This window comes from Enterobacter sp. WCHEn090032, from assembly GCF_003986875.1.
Lineage (GTDB): Bacteria > Pseudomonadota > Gammaproteobacteria > Enterobacterales > Enterobacteriaceae > Enterobacter > Enterobacter sichuanensis.
Map to the genome: position 1 here is coordinate 32975 of NZ_RXRN01000009.1, position 14888 is coordinate 47862.

At 47.9% G+C, this 14888-nt stretch carries 15 protein-coding genes; 2 read left to right on the forward strand and 13 right to left on the reverse strand.

Annotation, left to right across the window (positions count from 1 at the left end; translation table 11 throughout):
* Nucleotides 1-251: 251 nt before the first annotated feature.
* From radC to EKN83_RS09520, 10 genes are all read right to left on the reverse strand, one after another.
* The gene (radC, locus tag EKN83_RS09470) at nucleotides 252-731 is read right to left on the reverse strand and encodes a RadC family protein (protein ID WP_126800785.1); all 480 of its coding nucleotides are present in this window, start codon (nucleotides 729-731) and stop codon (nucleotides 252-254) included.
* A gap of 11 nt (nucleotides 732-742) precedes the next feature.
* Nucleotides 743-1225 (reverse strand): antirestriction protein, encoded by a 483-nt coding sequence (locus EKN83_RS09475; RefSeq protein ID WP_126800786.1) that lies wholly within the window; start codon nucleotides 1223-1225, stop codon nucleotides 743-745.
* A gap of 257 nt (nucleotides 1226-1482) precedes the next feature.
* The gene (locus EKN83_RS09485; RefSeq protein WP_126800787.1) at nucleotides 1483-2301 is read right to left on the reverse strand and encodes a DUF932 domain-containing protein; all 819 of its coding nucleotides are present in this window, start codon (nucleotides 2299-2301) and stop codon (nucleotides 1483-1485) included.
* An 89-nt stretch (nucleotides 2302-2390) separates the two neighbouring features.
* A complete protein-coding gene (locus EKN83_RS09490) occupies nucleotides 2391-2924 on the reverse strand; it encodes a DUF4234 domain-containing protein (protein WP_126800788.1) in 534 nt (177 codons plus the stop codon).
* Nucleotides 2925-2984: 60 nt separating this feature from the next.
* The gene (locus EKN83_RS09495) at nucleotides 2985-3341 is read right to left on the reverse strand and encodes a hypothetical protein (RefSeq protein WP_260591169.1); all 357 of its coding nucleotides are present in this window, start codon (nucleotides 3339-3341) and stop codon (nucleotides 2985-2987) included.
* A gap of 72 nt (nucleotides 3342-3413) precedes the next feature.
* On the reverse strand, nucleotides 3414-3725 hold the full coding sequence (locus EKN83_RS09500) for a hypothetical protein (RefSeq protein ID WP_126800790.1): 312 nt from the start codon (nucleotides 3723-3725) through the stop codon (nucleotides 3414-3416).
* 5 nt (nucleotides 3726-3730) lie between these two features.
* Entirely contained in the window at nucleotides 3731-4024 is a 294-nt protein-coding gene (locus tag EKN83_RS09505; protein WP_260591171.1) for a hypothetical protein, read from the reverse strand.
* A gap of 33 nt (nucleotides 4025-4057) precedes the next feature.
* The gene (locus EKN83_RS23520; protein WP_260591172.1) at nucleotides 4058-4561 is read right to left on the reverse strand and encodes a hypothetical protein; all 504 of its coding nucleotides are present in this window, start codon (nucleotides 4559-4561) and stop codon (nucleotides 4058-4060) included.
* Nucleotides 4558-5286 carry a helix-turn-helix transcriptional regulator gene (locus EKN83_RS09515; RefSeq protein WP_126800792.1) on the reverse strand — a complete coding sequence of 243 codons (729 nt, stop codon included), beginning with the start codon at nucleotides 5284-5286 and terminating at the stop codon, nucleotides 4558-4560. The genes EKN83_RS23520 and EKN83_RS09515 overlap by 4 nt, the downstream gene beginning before the upstream one ends.
* Before the next feature lie 446 nt (nucleotides 5287-5732).
* Nucleotides 5733-6617: a GTPase family protein gene (locus EKN83_RS09520; RefSeq protein ID WP_126800793.1), complete on the reverse strand. Its 885-nt coding sequence runs from the start codon at nucleotides 6615-6617 to the stop codon at nucleotides 5733-5735.
* A gap of 579 nt (nucleotides 6618-7196) precedes the next feature.
* Between EKN83_RS09520 and EKN83_RS09525 the strand changes: the two genes are divergently transcribed.
* Nucleotides 7197-7826, forward strand: a complete 630-nt coding sequence (locus tag EKN83_RS09525) for an inovirus Gp2 family protein (protein ID WP_126800794.1) — start codon at nucleotides 7197-7199, stop codon at nucleotides 7824-7826.
* Between the two features lie 689 nt (nucleotides 7827-8515).
* On the opposite strand, the gene EKN83_RS09530 is transcribed toward EKN83_RS09525, so the two are convergent.
* From EKN83_RS09530 to EKN83_RS09545, 3 genes are all read right to left on the reverse strand, one after another.
* Complete coding sequence (locus EKN83_RS09530; RefSeq protein WP_260591173.1) at nucleotides 8516-10108, reverse strand: YfjI family protein; 1593 nt, start codon at nucleotides 10106-10108, stop codon at nucleotides 8516-8518.
* A 1704-nt stretch (nucleotides 10109-11812) separates the two neighbouring features.
* Nucleotides 11813-12220 carry a hypothetical protein gene (locus EKN83_RS09540; protein ID WP_126800796.1) on the reverse strand — a complete coding sequence of 136 codons (408 nt, stop codon included), beginning with the start codon at nucleotides 12218-12220 and terminating at the stop codon, nucleotides 11813-11815.
* 569 nt (nucleotides 12221-12789) lie between these two features.
* On the reverse strand, nucleotides 12790-13332 hold the full coding sequence (locus EKN83_RS09545) for a chorismate mutase (RefSeq protein WP_126800797.1): 543 nt from the start codon (nucleotides 13330-13332) through the stop codon (nucleotides 12790-12792).
* Nucleotides 13333-13610: 278 nt separating this feature from the next.
* On the opposite strand from EKN83_RS09545, the gene traF reads away from it, so the two are divergent.
* Nucleotides 13611-14816, forward strand: a complete 1206-nt coding sequence (gene traF, locus EKN83_RS09550; protein WP_126800798.1) for a conjugal transfer protein TraF — start codon at nucleotides 13611-13613, stop codon at nucleotides 14814-14816.
* The last annotated feature ends 72 nt before the right edge of the window (nucleotides 14817-14888 follow it).

Below are 14888 nucleotides of genomic sequence, written 5' to 3' on the forward strand. Positions count from 1 at the left end.
ATCAGCAAAAAAATAATTACCCCCAGGAGGATTGAGAATGCCCCTTTTAAGGAAGGCATTCTCACATGAGCTTATAATATTAGCAATTCCATATGTGGTTTATGTGGCGTTTTCGTTTGCTTCTGATTATTTTCCCTCTTCTGATAATGATTTTGTTCTTGTTTACCGTGCTGAACTCGTGGCATTTGTGCCTATAGCGTATATTCATAAGAGAATTACATATTAATTACAGACGTATTTCTCCCTGACCCTTATAGCCAGCCGCGCTCTGCAAGAGAAACAATATCCATACCACCGATAATCAGGTGGTCCAGCAGGCGGATCTCAACCAATGCCAGTGTTTGTTTCAGGCATTCTGTAATTTGCCTGTCGGCAGTGCTGGGTTCTGCGTAGCCTGACGGGTGATTGTGCGCGAGAACGGCTGCAGCGGCATTATGTTTCAGTCCGGCCTTGACCACCTCACGTGGGTGCACGGTAATACTGTTAATGGTGCCCTGAAACAGTATCTCGTAAGCCAGTAGTTGATGCTGGTTATCAAGAAATATCACGATAAAGACTTCACGCTCAAGCGTGGCAAACTGCAGACGCAGCCAGTCACGTACTGACTGGCTGGACGTGAATGGCGTACCGGGTTCACGTAATTGATTTTCCAGCAGAGTGATAGCCTCCCGGATAGTCTGCTGTGCGGATGCCGGTAGTGCGATGGCAAACAAGGGTAGCTGTTGTTTCATAGCGGCTGGCCTCAGTCGATGATGTGCATGATGGTGTTGCATTCAGGATGCGTCAGCGCATAATCCCGCAACCGGTAATAGTGCTCCGTCATGGTGTCGCATTCCGTGCGGCAGGCATGATGGCTGTATGCGATGAGGCAGACAGCCAGCCCGGCAGCCTCTGCACTCATTTCGGCACCGTTACCGTTCATGGCGTTAAATAACCTCCACTTTTCATCGCGGCCGGCAGCGGCTACGGGCGCCATAAACGCACCGCCATTGCTTAACGTATAAAACTGCCAGATGCCCCCACTGTAATCCTCACAGACGCGGTCCATCCAGGCGAAGACTGTGGGCTCCAGGATTATCCACTGCGGTATGCTGCCAAAGTGCTGTGGCCAGAAGTCGACACGCTGTTCATCGGGCACCGGTGTGCACACGATGCAGTCTGCATCAGTTCGTGGTGATGTGAGAGATTCCGTCACCGTGCAGGTGAGGTGAAGTGCATTATTCATGCAATTTCCTTTGTTATTGAGAGGGATTGTTGAAGCGAAGTGACGGACAGGCCTGGGAATAGCCATCTTCATCACAGCATGAGGGCCAGTGACCTTCGGGGAGGCTTAAGCTACACAGGCAGAGTTCACCGGGGCGGTAAGAAGGTGCGAACACCAGGCGCACAGGTCGTCGTCTGAGATGGCGCGACAACTGTCCTGGCGGGTCAGGGGATGTGAATGAGTTGATACCTGAATCACACCATCGGGAAAACGCGACATTATTTCAGGTTTTCCAGCAGGCTTTCTGCCATCACCCACAGGGCCCGGTTGAGCTTCACGTCGCTGTCGATACCGTTAACCCCACGCGTGCGGGCCCGTTTTCCCTTTGCGGTTCTGCCCGGCAGGCCACCTTTCATCAGGTTCTCCTGAATGCGCTGGCAGGTTGTCCACAGGTCGTTTCTCTCATCCTGCCAGCGGCGCGGAGAGAGGATTTGAGACTCTGTTACCGGCTGGTGCGCTTCACCAAAGCGATACGTCAGCGCGGCTCTGGCAAACGCCTGCTGTGCCGGTGGGGGGAGTATCAGCGACTCCATGGCGTCCCGCTTTTCTTCCACCCGGTCAAATATCCCCAGCACTTCGTAGGCTCCTTCAATGACCTTCTCCACCACATTGCCCTTGTGCGGCACCCGCACCTCCCCAAAGGTTTCGCCGCAGACCAGACCGTTCTGACAGACAAAACGAAACAGCCCCGGCAGCATCTGGTATGAGCTGGAGCCGTCATGGCTGTTGAGGAGAATGATTTCCGGGACCTGTTTACCGGTAATCTGGCCCTCACGCCGCAGGCGCAGCATGTGCTTCGTGTGTTCACGTTTGTCAGGGTTCCGCACGCGGGTCTGGCAGGCAAAGAACGGCTGAAACCCTTCGCGCTGCAGGTTATCGAGGAGGGTGATGGTGGGGATACAGGTATATCTGTCGCTGCGGGAGGCATGCTTTTCCTCACTGAAAACGCTGGGTACATAATGTGCCAGTTCATCACGGGTTAACGGTCGGTCACGACGGATAAGGTTGACTGCGCCAAAACGGCTGGCTAAACGCATGGATATCTCCTTTCTGAGAAACAAAAGAAAACGCCCCGCTCGGATGAGCAGGGCGTCGGAGGGTTGTGGTACTGATGTTGTGGTAGTTATCAGGGCAGGTTTGTCTGTTCTGTCCGGGCCGGAGCGGGGGCGTTCGATGTTGCGGGAGTACCATGAATAATCATGTGTTTCGCCAGTGCCTGGTGCATGTCATTGATGCAATATGTGATGTAGAAGACATTAAACAGCACGGTATAAAAGGCGTTCATCTTTAGGTCGAAGCGAAACGTGTTCAGCGCATAGTGACGTAGCGCCGTTCTGGCTTTAAAGGCCCAGACCACATACATGATGCCACTGGCCATTGAGAGTAGTCCGCTAAGCGCAAGCAGGATATCACCGGTTGAGTCATAGCCGTAGGGGTCAGGCGCTGCCATTGCACCCAGCTGGCGGCTGAGCCCGAAACAGACGGTCAACCAAATAATAAACATCTTGCCGTAAAGCGGGTAACCCGTGGTATCGCTAATGATATCTTGTTTTTTGTAGAGCCAGAGCAGGGGCCAGACTCCACAGGTGGCCATGCTGAGCAGGATCAAATGCAGCGTACGGGTATTGAGCCGCTGGCTGAGGGTATTGATGTCGACCATGGGATAATTTCCTTATCAGATAATGAATTCAAATATTAAGTGCAAAAGAAGTGGTTGCCATTACTGCCAGTTAAAGGTATAGGGACCCTTGCTCGTTTGAACCGTCAGTTCCAGTGGACGGCAACGGGTGAAGTTACTGTTACTCGGCGTGGTGAAAGAAAACGTTTGCCCGTAGCCCAGACGTTTGTTCATATTCTTACCCCGTCCAGCGATGGAAATCAGACAGTTGCCTCGGTTGAGAGTGAGTGACTGAATGGTGATGTCGTTTTCCAGGCTGGTCAGAGTGAGTTGCCAGACGGGAAGATTCGGATTATTAATCAAATACGTTCCCTGTGAATTTACGGACAGAGGCGCAGTGTCAGCCTCGGCTGAGGTGCTGATGATGATCAGCGTGGCGGTCAGTACATGTTTAAACATGATGGTCTTTCCTTTCTGAAGGATATATAAATTTTTTGCGATTCTTATATGGACATGGGGACGTGTAACGTATTACATCAGTTGTTTGCCAACCGTCATCAGACCGGCCAGCCAGCCGATACACTGAGGGCCTATAAGCCAGAACAAACGGGCCTTCAGCAGGCCTCCCATTCCACCGGTGGTATAGACGCTGTCCGGCATCAGCCACAGGCGCAGGAACGCGCCGACTGTCATACCGGCTCCGGGGCCGAGTGTCATCCAGAACAGATACCCCATCCCCTGTCCGAAACTGCGAATTTCGCCCGTGTTCCCGAATACGTTAAACAGGAGAACCACAAGCGCGATGGCGAAGGCAATCGCGAAATATTTAAGAACAATCGTCATTCTGGTCAGTCCTTATTTCTGCACTGCAAAGCAGCTCTTTGCATGTTGTCCATAAAACGTGGCGGCACATAGCCATACTGCTGGTTTATTTTCTCCAGTTCCCCGTGGGTATATGTCGTCTTAAGCGTATCCCAAATACAGTTGCAGACCGCGGTGGTTCCCCCACTGGACTTGCAGCCCCGGATAAACTCGCTTTCGTTCTTGTCACCACAACCGCTGACGGCCAGAGCTGACAGAAGAGTGAAGAGCACTAATACGCCCCAGGGAGCCGTCGTCATTTTTAATTGCCTGTTAATCATTCTGTAAATATCCATATGTTTAGACATCTGTGCTCAGAGACTGTCTGATTGCGCTACACCTTCCTGTGCAAGGGCATGGCTGATGTTGTTCACCACCGTATCCGGGTCGAGCCGGATTTCTGCCAGATGCTTACCCGCATCGGGTGTTCCCTGATAAACGTCTAGGGACGCGAAAGGTTTACCTTCATCGTTTGTCCCGGCAGATACCAGGTATGAGATATCACCGTTCCGGACAGTAAATTCCTGCAGGCTGATAACCTGATTTCTCTGGTATGCATACGTGGTGGCGGTGGTCGGTACGGTAATGTTCATTTCCTTAGGTTCTGTGCCGATCCTGCCGAATGAATACGATACCGACGGGGTGATGATGCAAATCTCGACCTCTTTTTTGTGGTTAGAGGTCTGAGCATAGAAGACGGGCTTGCCGCAGCGCTGGTGATGCGCCTGTATAAGAGCTTCGGGCGTCGCGGCATTTGCGGCCGACATCAATGAGAGCATTATTCCTGCGCTTAACAGAAGAGGTGTACCATGTTTCATGTTTTGACTCCTTTTGGTTTGGTCTGAGTCTCGGGAGAAGGCTCTCCGAAGGTATGAATAACGTTGCTGATAAAGTGAAAATGCGGGAGCGCATTGATGAAGTCCTCCATGACGATAAGCGCGTTAGTCTCGTTGCGATGTTTGAAATTCTGCTCTGACAGTGAGACAGAGTTAATTTCGTCAAGTAAAAAAACTTGAATGACTCCCTGCCGGCAGGCCACCAGATACCAATTTGCATGTGAAAAAATCAGCCGGTAGGGCTCAAGGTGGTCGTGATGAATACCCTTAACGAGCAGGTTGACCATCCGATGGAGATAAATGCTTTCAGCAAGTCGCTGAAAGCAGTCCGGGCGGATCCCTGCAGATTGATATACATGACCTATCAGACACGGAGATGTGCCATTTTCATTCATCAACAGCTGCATTAACTGACGGCTCTGTGAGGGAATAAGGCGGGCAATTCCGGTGTTGCGGGCAAATGCCAGCGCACCAGGAGTATGATCGCGCATCGGGTTAGTCCGTAAACGCCAGCAGCCGTTATCGCCAGTGAGATCTAGATGCAGCAGTCGCTGAGAGAAATCCCGGCGCAGTGTGCGTTCAGACACGCCAAATTCGTCAGACAGAGATTTCAGTGAAAGGGATTCTCCGGCAAGAAGCCGACTGATAATAACTGACAGCCTGAGTGCCAGCCTGTCGTGACGATGCGCAGGATCCGTGGCGCGCATATGCCCTCCGTAAATGAAAAACACTGAAATAACTCAAGCGGTTATTATGCAGGACGTGCTGGACAGGTTATGACCAGCGATGAGCGAGACTGGCAGAAAAGATGAATTATTTTTCCCATAGTAACTTGTTGAATTAAAGAGAAATATTACGATCGCTTCTTCAGGGCGACTGCAGATGGACATACCCTGTCAATAAGGAGGTCGGCAGGTGTAATTGGCAAATCTAAAAGAGGCAGTTCTGCAGCATTGTATAAATCGCTCACTCAGTACATGTAACAAAATGCGCAGCAAAACGATGAAAGCCAAATGGACATTCAGGATTCTTGTTCCGGCAAGCCTGCGCTGAAAGTAATACAGGGGCCGGGTAACTGACCGTCTGCAGAGATGTCGCAGCAGCATGCTCAAAAGAGGCCATGACAACTTCATGAGTATCATTTTCCCATCTATCAAAAAAACCAGTGCCACAGGGCAGATGCGACATTCACAATGCCTTCGCGGATCGTTACAAATGCTTCCCGGACGGGCTTTGGCAGAGGAATTGCGTCCATAATCTGGCTGAGCAGTTCACTTAGCAAATCGCCAAAATCTTTTCGGGCAGTACTCTCTGCCTCCGTAGTTCGGTGCTCTTCTCTGACCTGACGAAACACGCCGCTGCTGGCCTCCGAGGGCAGGGCAAACATCATGGTTTCAACCAGACGGGCTAGGTTGTAACCGGTTTTGGCCGACACCGCATGAACAGGATATGGGCAGGAGAACTGTCGTGAAATGGCTGCGCTTCGTGCGGTCAGGGTCAGCAACTGGCCGGTGGAGGGCTGAGACGCTTCCCTGTCCCATTCCAGCGAAGGTTCTGCTTTGTCGGCCTGGTTAATGACGAATACAATGCTGGCTGGTGAAACATCACATTCGAGCAGGAACCGGTGAAACGCCTCATCGGTTGAACAGGCTCGGTCATCCGCTTTAATCACCCAGAGAATTAAATCCAGCTTCGGTAGTTGTTCTTTATAGAGCTGCTGATATTCACGGTCATAGATGAGAGATTCTCCTGCACCGGGTAAATCGACCAGTGTCATGCGGCGTCCGCCTGTATCAAGCGTGAAGCGAAGCGGTTCACGGGTACAGCTTTGCACATCACTGACTGGGCTGAGGGGCTGCTGAAAGAGAGCATTACAGAGAGAACTTTTTCCACTCCCTGTTTTACCCATGATGCCAATGACTGGTTCGTAATGGATATGCTGCCTGATGCGGTTCAGTATCGTGCAGGAGAGTGTTTCAGGTAGGATAGACAGCTGTTGCTTCAGGGTATCAAGGCCCTGTTCAGTTTTATCGGACACATTAACCTCCATGAGTGAAAAAACAAAACGGCAGCATTTCTGCTTCCGTTCTCAGACTGGTAATATCGGTCTGAGTTTTTTTTGAATCTAATTTTGAAGGAGATGAACTGTTATCGTAGAGAGGGCAGATTTGGGTATGACAGATTAGGTGTAAAAGATCATTTTCTAAGCTGTCTATTGTATGTGAAAAAGTGCTAACTTGAGAGTAAAAACAAGCGCTTATTTGATGTGAAAACACGAGTTTTAAGCATTTTATTCTTCTATTGCATTTTTGTGTAAAAATACTCGGGCTTTTGTCGGGTTGGTAATATATTAATATAGATACACATTACTGATGTTTTGTGAGTATGTTAATAAGCGTGCTGAATACATTCAACGATTATGCATAATGCAAGCGAAATCAGCTAATAAACAAGCTCATTGGTTGCGAATAATCAACAAGACTTTGTCTAACGTTAAATCAGTAATACACATTCGTATAGCATTGCACTCCCAAGTATCAATCTTAAAGACGGAGATTAATTTATTACTGTCTATATATATTCTATTGAACAAACTCACTAAATAAGGTCTTTCATCATGAGTGTCAATACTAACAGCTACGGTGTGCTGAATAAGAACTACGTTAAACGTATTCAGGAGACTATCACAAAAGCCCTTAATGATTATCCCCGAGTTATGGTACTGAGGGTGGATCTTCGTTTACCTGAGATTGAAACAGGAACATACAAGTCTGACTCAGGCATCGTTACCCGTTTCATTGTGTCTCTAAAATCACAGATTGAAGCTGATTTATTGAAAAAATACAATGCGGGGAAGCGGGTTCACTCTTGTTATGTTCGTCATATCTGGGCAAGGGAGTTTAATGAACACGGGAAAAAACATTATCATGTGGCCTTACTCTTTAATCGCGAAGCATATGCTTATCCTGGAACCTATACCAGTACAGACGGAGAATATACCCACAATTTGGCCATGATGATTATGGAGGCCTGGATTCGTGCCCTGGGGTTGAATACAGTAAATAACCATCAACAGTACTATTCTCTCGTGGAATTTCCTGCCAGTTGCTATTCCCACCTCAGTAAAAATCATAACAACTTTACGAATCAGTTATCAAATGTCACTGACAGGTTGAACTATCTGGCGAAGGACTACAGCAAAGATAATTCTGATAGCCAGCGTAATTTTGGCTGTAGTCAATACTGACGGAGTCATAAGTATTATTTTACTGGCGAGAGGAAAGTTACGGGTGCACCAGACTCAGGATAAACGACTACTTAATGGTGCCCCTGTCTTTCATTATCTTAAGACAGAGGAATATTCATGTCTGATAAAAAAAGAGTCCTGTTCAATGATAAGATGATTGTGTGACAGCCATTGCGGAATTTCCAGCATGATTCGACAGTTATATTATAAATTAATTCATAATCAATTTTTCCCTAATTCCATTAAAGCGGGACGTAGTTAACGTGGGTTCATAAGTGTAGTTGAAGAATGGTGGGGGAACTTATATCGGCATCACGAAGCTTATATCCTTTAATATCATTGATGTCGTGAGATTCTATATTTTTCAATAAAGAAATTCCTGTTGATTCGAAAGTTGTTACACCGAGATACGGTCTGTTATGCATGTATGCTGTTGAGAGAAGGTACCTGTGGGTGCATGAAAAATATACAAAAAAGGAATTGCATCTAACTTTTATCTGGCTTCAATTGCTACAGTAGCAATTGAAGCCGAATCTTGAAGAGGTAATGGTACTGAAATTGATGTTATTTTAGTCTTTTTTATTACCCCGGAGAAACAGGTTAACTATCTTTCATACGAAGCATTCATGCTTTCGCTTATTTCCCGTTATGTTTGCATACAATTGAAGTATGCAGAGTGTTCAGAAGCCTTAGATATTCACTGGATAAGGTCGGCCATGAGTGTTAACCGGAGACTGGACGATAATTGCATGATCAATGTAACTATAACCGGCAGGTAGATTAAATGTGCCGTTCGAATGACGGAGAGTGATATAAAGTGCGCCATTTTTAATCATCTGGATGACTCCGAAATACCCTTGGCTAATTAACTGGTTTAGAACAGGGGTGAGCTTATCCGTCCGCCTCAGTCGGTGTGGTCCATATTTCTCAAGGTCATTTTTCAGGATAGCGAAACCATTATTTTGTCGTATGCGGTTCATAATCCAGTGAAATAGTTCCCGAACATCCTGCTCAAATTGCCAGCGTTCAGACTGCGGGTAGAATATCTGACTTGCCTGATTCAAATACCAGTCCATAATGGTAATTGCTGACCCCATAGCTCCCTGTGAAACATTAACTGAGGTATCGTCGTAAAAATACTGTAACAGAGCGGCTAATCTTAGGGTATTGGAACCTGATTTTGAAGCAATATCCCGAATATGCTCCCATTCATGGCCAGTGGAAATTTTCTTTTCCGTTTTAGTTCGATTTGTTTTCCAGTCTGACAGGGCCAGGTCTGACAATGCTAATGTTTTTTTAGGTGTATGTGTATTGTCACTAACGCGGGCTTTATTCTGCCTCAATAATTCATTGACTCGGTCATAAAAGGTATTCAGCGCCTGCTCTGTGTTGGAATAATCGGCATGACCGTTACGGGTGCCGATGGTGCTTTCACACCATGCAAATAAAAAACGAGAAAGAAACCCGCTGGCTCTGGCGGTGACGGTATGTTTTTTTAGGTATTCCTTGAACACATCCGGCTGGGACATTAAGGAAAATGTCAGGAGTGGTTTAATCTGGTAAATTTCTCCGTCCGCTCTGCGGAAATCAAACATCTCACTGTCCCAGGCTTTATTCAGAAGGCCCGGATTGTTTTTCAGATAGCTTTTAAAAAACGTGATGGCTTCGTCAGAAATAAAACCGGCTTCCGGGTGTTCACCGAGGCCTTCAACGAGTGCCTTCAGCGAGGTATCTTCATAAATAAAATTCGGGCGTGCTGGGCGATGTGGTTCGGACTCCGCATGTTTTACAATTTCGCGTTCTTCATCTTCACCAGAATACCCTTTTTTAATTGCCTGTCTCAGGTTGCTATTAAGGGCCTGGTTTCTTATTTTCCAGATATTATGTTCACGTCTGTAGGGCTCTAACTTTTCTTCATATTCACGCTTCATTTCGGCGGCATAAGCATAAAGAGGTTTCATCACCAGTTTATTGATGGTCGTTTTGCCTTCCCCCGATTCCGCGATGGTCATAAGATAAAGTGAACACGATTCCGGGGTATTTGTATGTGGCTGAATGACATCAATCAGTGACTGGCAGGCGAGCGATGTTGCAGCCAGTACAACATTACCGATGAGCTCTGCGGGGATGTGCGTAGACTCGTGCAATGAGCGGATAATATTTTCTAGCACTGCTGGAAATGAGGCAACCGGATACGGTTGTGATATTTTTCCTGCGTGAAAGTTTGTTAAAACGGTCGTGATGTTCTGGCTGGCTTGGTAAATTTCTGGTGAAAGATTCATTTTTGTATCTCTGTTATCCCGGGACATATATGCCCGCAGTAAGAGAATAAATCAAAACGTCTGACAGGTGAATGATCTCACGTCATAAAAGGAGTCTGTTTTGGTGGGGATTTTCTGCCAATAGGCTCATGATTCGTCGGCGCAGTAACACGAAGGTAACCCGACCATACATCTGTCCTTTAGGCATTTTCAGACGATATAGATGGTTTACTAAAATACCGTTACTCCAGCTGGTTCATATCGTTTCGTGTATTGTTGTTGCACCAGCTTCCATCCCGGTAAAATGGCGCCGAAGGTCAACGAACCCACTTAGGATGAATCAGAGAACCATTGGTTTAACAGTTAATTATTCTACGTTTCCAACATCCGGTAGAAGCTGAGGGATAACTGTTGTCCCATTTTCAGTAGCGGGTCTTTCTGGCACATTGACTCCATGAAGCGGGGCGCAAAGTTTTCTTCACCACTGAGTATTAGCTAGGGTATCTATCAACTGCTGAGCAGGGAAGCATAGGTAAGTCGACCCAGGGCGACAACAGGATCACTTGATTGTTTCAACATCTCTGACAGTCATTTAACACTCGGCTAAACCAGCGCAAACATCTTCCGCCGTAGTTGTCGGGCATTACCTGATAGTATGAGGTAATGCCCGACAACTCTTGGAGAAGGGGCCGGGAGACTAATCTTTAAGTAAAAGAAGACCATAAATGACTTCGAAATCAGCCAACCTTTACTCCCCGGACATTGGATAGAGGTCTGTCAGGATGTTCCTGGATCAGCGCGGTGAGTACCGTTCGGAACGCGAACGAATCAATGATCTGAATTGGGAAGTCTGGCAACTGCCATGCAATAACGATTTCCTGCGGCTGGCTTCAGCTTATTTCGTGAAGGTGGTTTAACCGTCTATGGGAAAAGTGATGCTAGTGCTGGCTCCCTTCAGCGGGAGCCATGGGGTCGGACTGGTATGCCATAAGTTGGGTATCGCCCTGTTTACATATTATCAGCACCTGGAGCTGTGTCAGCATCTGCCAGGGTATCGCGTATGTAGCGATCATCATAAATATAAATGTGTTCGCCGGGATCATCGTGGTCTTGTCGGGTGTCGTCGATGGAGGCGGCGTTCGTAGTGGATGAGCTTGAGGAGCACTGTGGTCCCGTCACCTGTACGGAATTAGCCATCGCTTGGCCAATCGATCGTAGTACGCCTCATATTCATACATACAAGAGCTGAAGGAAGTAGTGTTGTTGGCCTCCGCGGGAAACAGAGGAGACTTGTATGAAAATGTAATGACCGAAAGTATCAACGGCCTTTACAAGGTGAGGGATACCGCTTGCACTGCAAATCCATGCTGTGGTTGGACTGGCGACTCTGACTAGAGGGGAGAGGTACAACAATCGCAGATAACTGGAACGTCTCGGGAACATCCCGTCAGTTGAAGCTGAAAAAGTGTATTAAGCTTCCATCGGAAATGGTGTTTGTCCCCCTAAGCTCACCGACTAAAGCGCTCCCACATAACTTGTGCGGGGTCATAAAGGCAACTACAAAACGTCGAGATGTCGGAATGGCCAGAGAGGCTGGCCTCTCTGGCCATTATTTAAGCACCGTTCCTGTTTCTTTAATAAGCGAAAATCCCATAAATAAAACCATGTTAAGACAGGGATTTCGTAGATTTGCTGCCCTGGGCATCAGCGTGTTGAAAAAAGTGATCAGGCAGATGTCTTCATCACTTTGTTCAGAATCAGTCTGTCCAGGCGCTGCGAAACTTGCGTGCACGTCACCTCGATACTTTGATCCTGATGGTACAGGGCGTAGTGTAGTGCCTCCGGAGAAATATGCGCTGCGCTGGCTAGCGTTTCGGCTTTGGTTTTTATCGCCCTGGAGAGGGTATAACGTGCCGCGTTTGCCCGCTTTTTATCGTAGTGTTTTAGTTCTTCTATTTTAAGATGACATGCTTTCAATTGGTCCTCTGGCGAGACTGTGGTAGCCGGGGCGACTTCTTCTACAACCGGTGCTGGTACTATGGCGACCGGAGGTACCACCCGTACCGGTAGCTCACGGTTTGTCTGACACGCCGTTAGGCCCAGTGCTGCAATCAACAAAATAAAAGTTCTCATGATTACCCTTGTGAGTGTAATGGGGGCAATATTTTACGCGATGTTTCCAGGTTCCAAATGTGTAATAAACGAATAGAACTGCACAGAATGACTATTTTAAAAAATGGGAGGGTCGAACACTTTATTCGTAGTAATTGCCGGCAATGATACGCTCTTATTGACCGGTAGGGCGTGTGGTTTGACATTAAAAAGATTGCTGACGTTTATCGTCATCACGGTGATATCTTGCTGGTACGCTTATTTTTAAATATCTAATCCTGCAAATACAGTAAATTACATACATTTATGGAGTGATTATCGAATTAAAGAAAACCGCTTTTACTGCTATTCCTCTAATGTTTTCAACCTCTGCTTTGGGCGACCTTGGCGCAAAGGGTTGAAAAGATCTACCCTGAACGAGTCAAAATGGAAGGGGGAAAAAGGTTGACTATCAAAAACGGGTGGCTCCGCTGATTGAAGCGGTACGAAAACAGCAGGATGAAATCAAAGCGTTAAAGGCAGATTTTGCACAATGTGCATTGAAAATTAAACCCTGAGCCCGTCGTAAATATGACGGGTCAGGCAGACCGTTAGAGACGTTTAATCTTCCTGAGTGCGTCAATCAGTTGCACCTTCTCCAGCACGGATAACTGCTTATCGTTCAGTAACTGCGTCAATATGCGCTCTTGCTCATCACCAAATCCGCCCCCGGTCATGATTTGACGGCTAATCAGGTTCAGAATGGTGTTATCCAGTTCAAGAATTTGTGCTCTTACTTCTGCCAGTGGGCGGGGGTGCCACGCTTTTTCAGGCTGCAAACGCCAGCGATCAAGATAGCGATACTGGATATTTTTACTGACGGCCATCTGTGTCTGGACAAACGCATCAATACTCTGCGGATCCAGCATGACGTCACGGGCAGCGGCTTCTGCCTTCAGGAGAACATTTTTTTCTCGAGGGAGATCCTCAACGGGAAGATGGTTTGCCGCCTTATAACCCGCCACATCCTTCATCACCTCGAATCGTGTATTTAATGCCTCAGCCAGCTCAGGAAGGGTTGCTGAATTCACGGATGCAGCCAGCGATGAGCCACACATTAAAATTGACGAAACCACAACTGCGAAATAGCGCACGGTTATTCTCCCGCAAAGATGAATTGAGGAGCCATTATCGCAGCCTGTTTATTACAAACAATCGTTTGTAACGTTAATAAACGGTCATGTTTGTAAGCATTTCAGCGGATGGGGCGGGAAATAAAAAATTCTGATGAATAAAGTCATCAATAACGGGAATGTCTTTTAGGTTATCGCCAAATAAACAAAATGAACTTTTTGCTAACATGATAAAGAGAAATTTATATCACACGCAATGAGCATCCTGACACACCGCTCAATATTACTCCGGGAATAAAATGAAAAAGAATATCATTATGCGCAGCCTGTTAATCGCAGGTTTTAGCACGGCAGTACCTTTTGCCTCTGCATCTTATAACGGTTTTGATGCGCGCAGCACCGCAATGGGTGGCACTGGCGTGGCATCGGCACATTTTGGTGCGGCACCGTTAGTGAACCCGGCGTTGCTTGCGACCTCGCGCTCACAAGATAAAATCAGCCTGATTGCACCGTCCCTCGGCGCGCAAGTCAGCGACTCGGCAAACCTGATTGACGGTTTTGATGACGTCAAATCGGCCTGGGATACGCTGGAAAACGCCCTCGGCACCGGTACAGAAGCTGAAGCCGCAGGCAAGCTGGGTGATATTGTGTCTGGCCTCGCCGGGGAAAATGCCTATGCGAATGTCGGCCTGGCAATGGTGCTTGCGGTGCCTGATGATTCACTTCCCATCGCGTTATCCGTAAATAGCTGGGCCAAAGGGAATGCGCGCGCGTTAGTGAGCCAGAGCGATTTGGACTATCTGGAAGGGGTTGCCAACGGGTCAATTATTCCTGTGAAAGACGATCTGGATAACTTAACCTCCCGCGCTGAAGGGATGGCTGCGCTGGTCACCGAATACGGCGTGTCGATTGCGCATCCGTTTACCGTGGGCGATATGCCGATGGGCGTGGGGATCACGCCGAAGATCCAGCGTATTGAAACGTGGAACTACAACGTTGCCATCAACAACTATGATACCTCCGATCTGCGCGATGGTAACTGGCAGCACCAGACCATGAGTGCCAACATCGATGCCGGTTTCTTTGCCTCACCCACGCCGGGTTGGATGGTAGCGCTGTCAGCACAAAACCTGTTTGAAAACCGCGTTAAAACCCGTGAGGTGAACGGCTATCAGCCTGCTTTTGTTATTCGACCGCAGGTCACCGCCGGTACAGCATGGCAAACGGGATCAGTGACGCTGGGCGCAGATATTGACCTGACACCGGTCAGCCATTTCCAGTATGTCGATAAAAATCAGTATGCCGCATTTGGTGCTGAATGGCGCACGGCGGACTGGATCCAGGTGCGGGCAGGTTATCGCCTTGATATGCGTGGCAACGATCGCCGCGTCGTCACGGGCGGTGTGGGACTTTCTGCCGGTGACGCCATGCAGTTTGACTTAACCGCCATTGCCGGTCGTGACCGTACGATAGGCGGTGTCGCGCAATTTACCTTCTACTTCTAACGATAAAAAGGCCACATTGCGTGGCCTTTTTACTGCAGCAAAAGAGAACACTATGCTGGCTGAATAATTTCA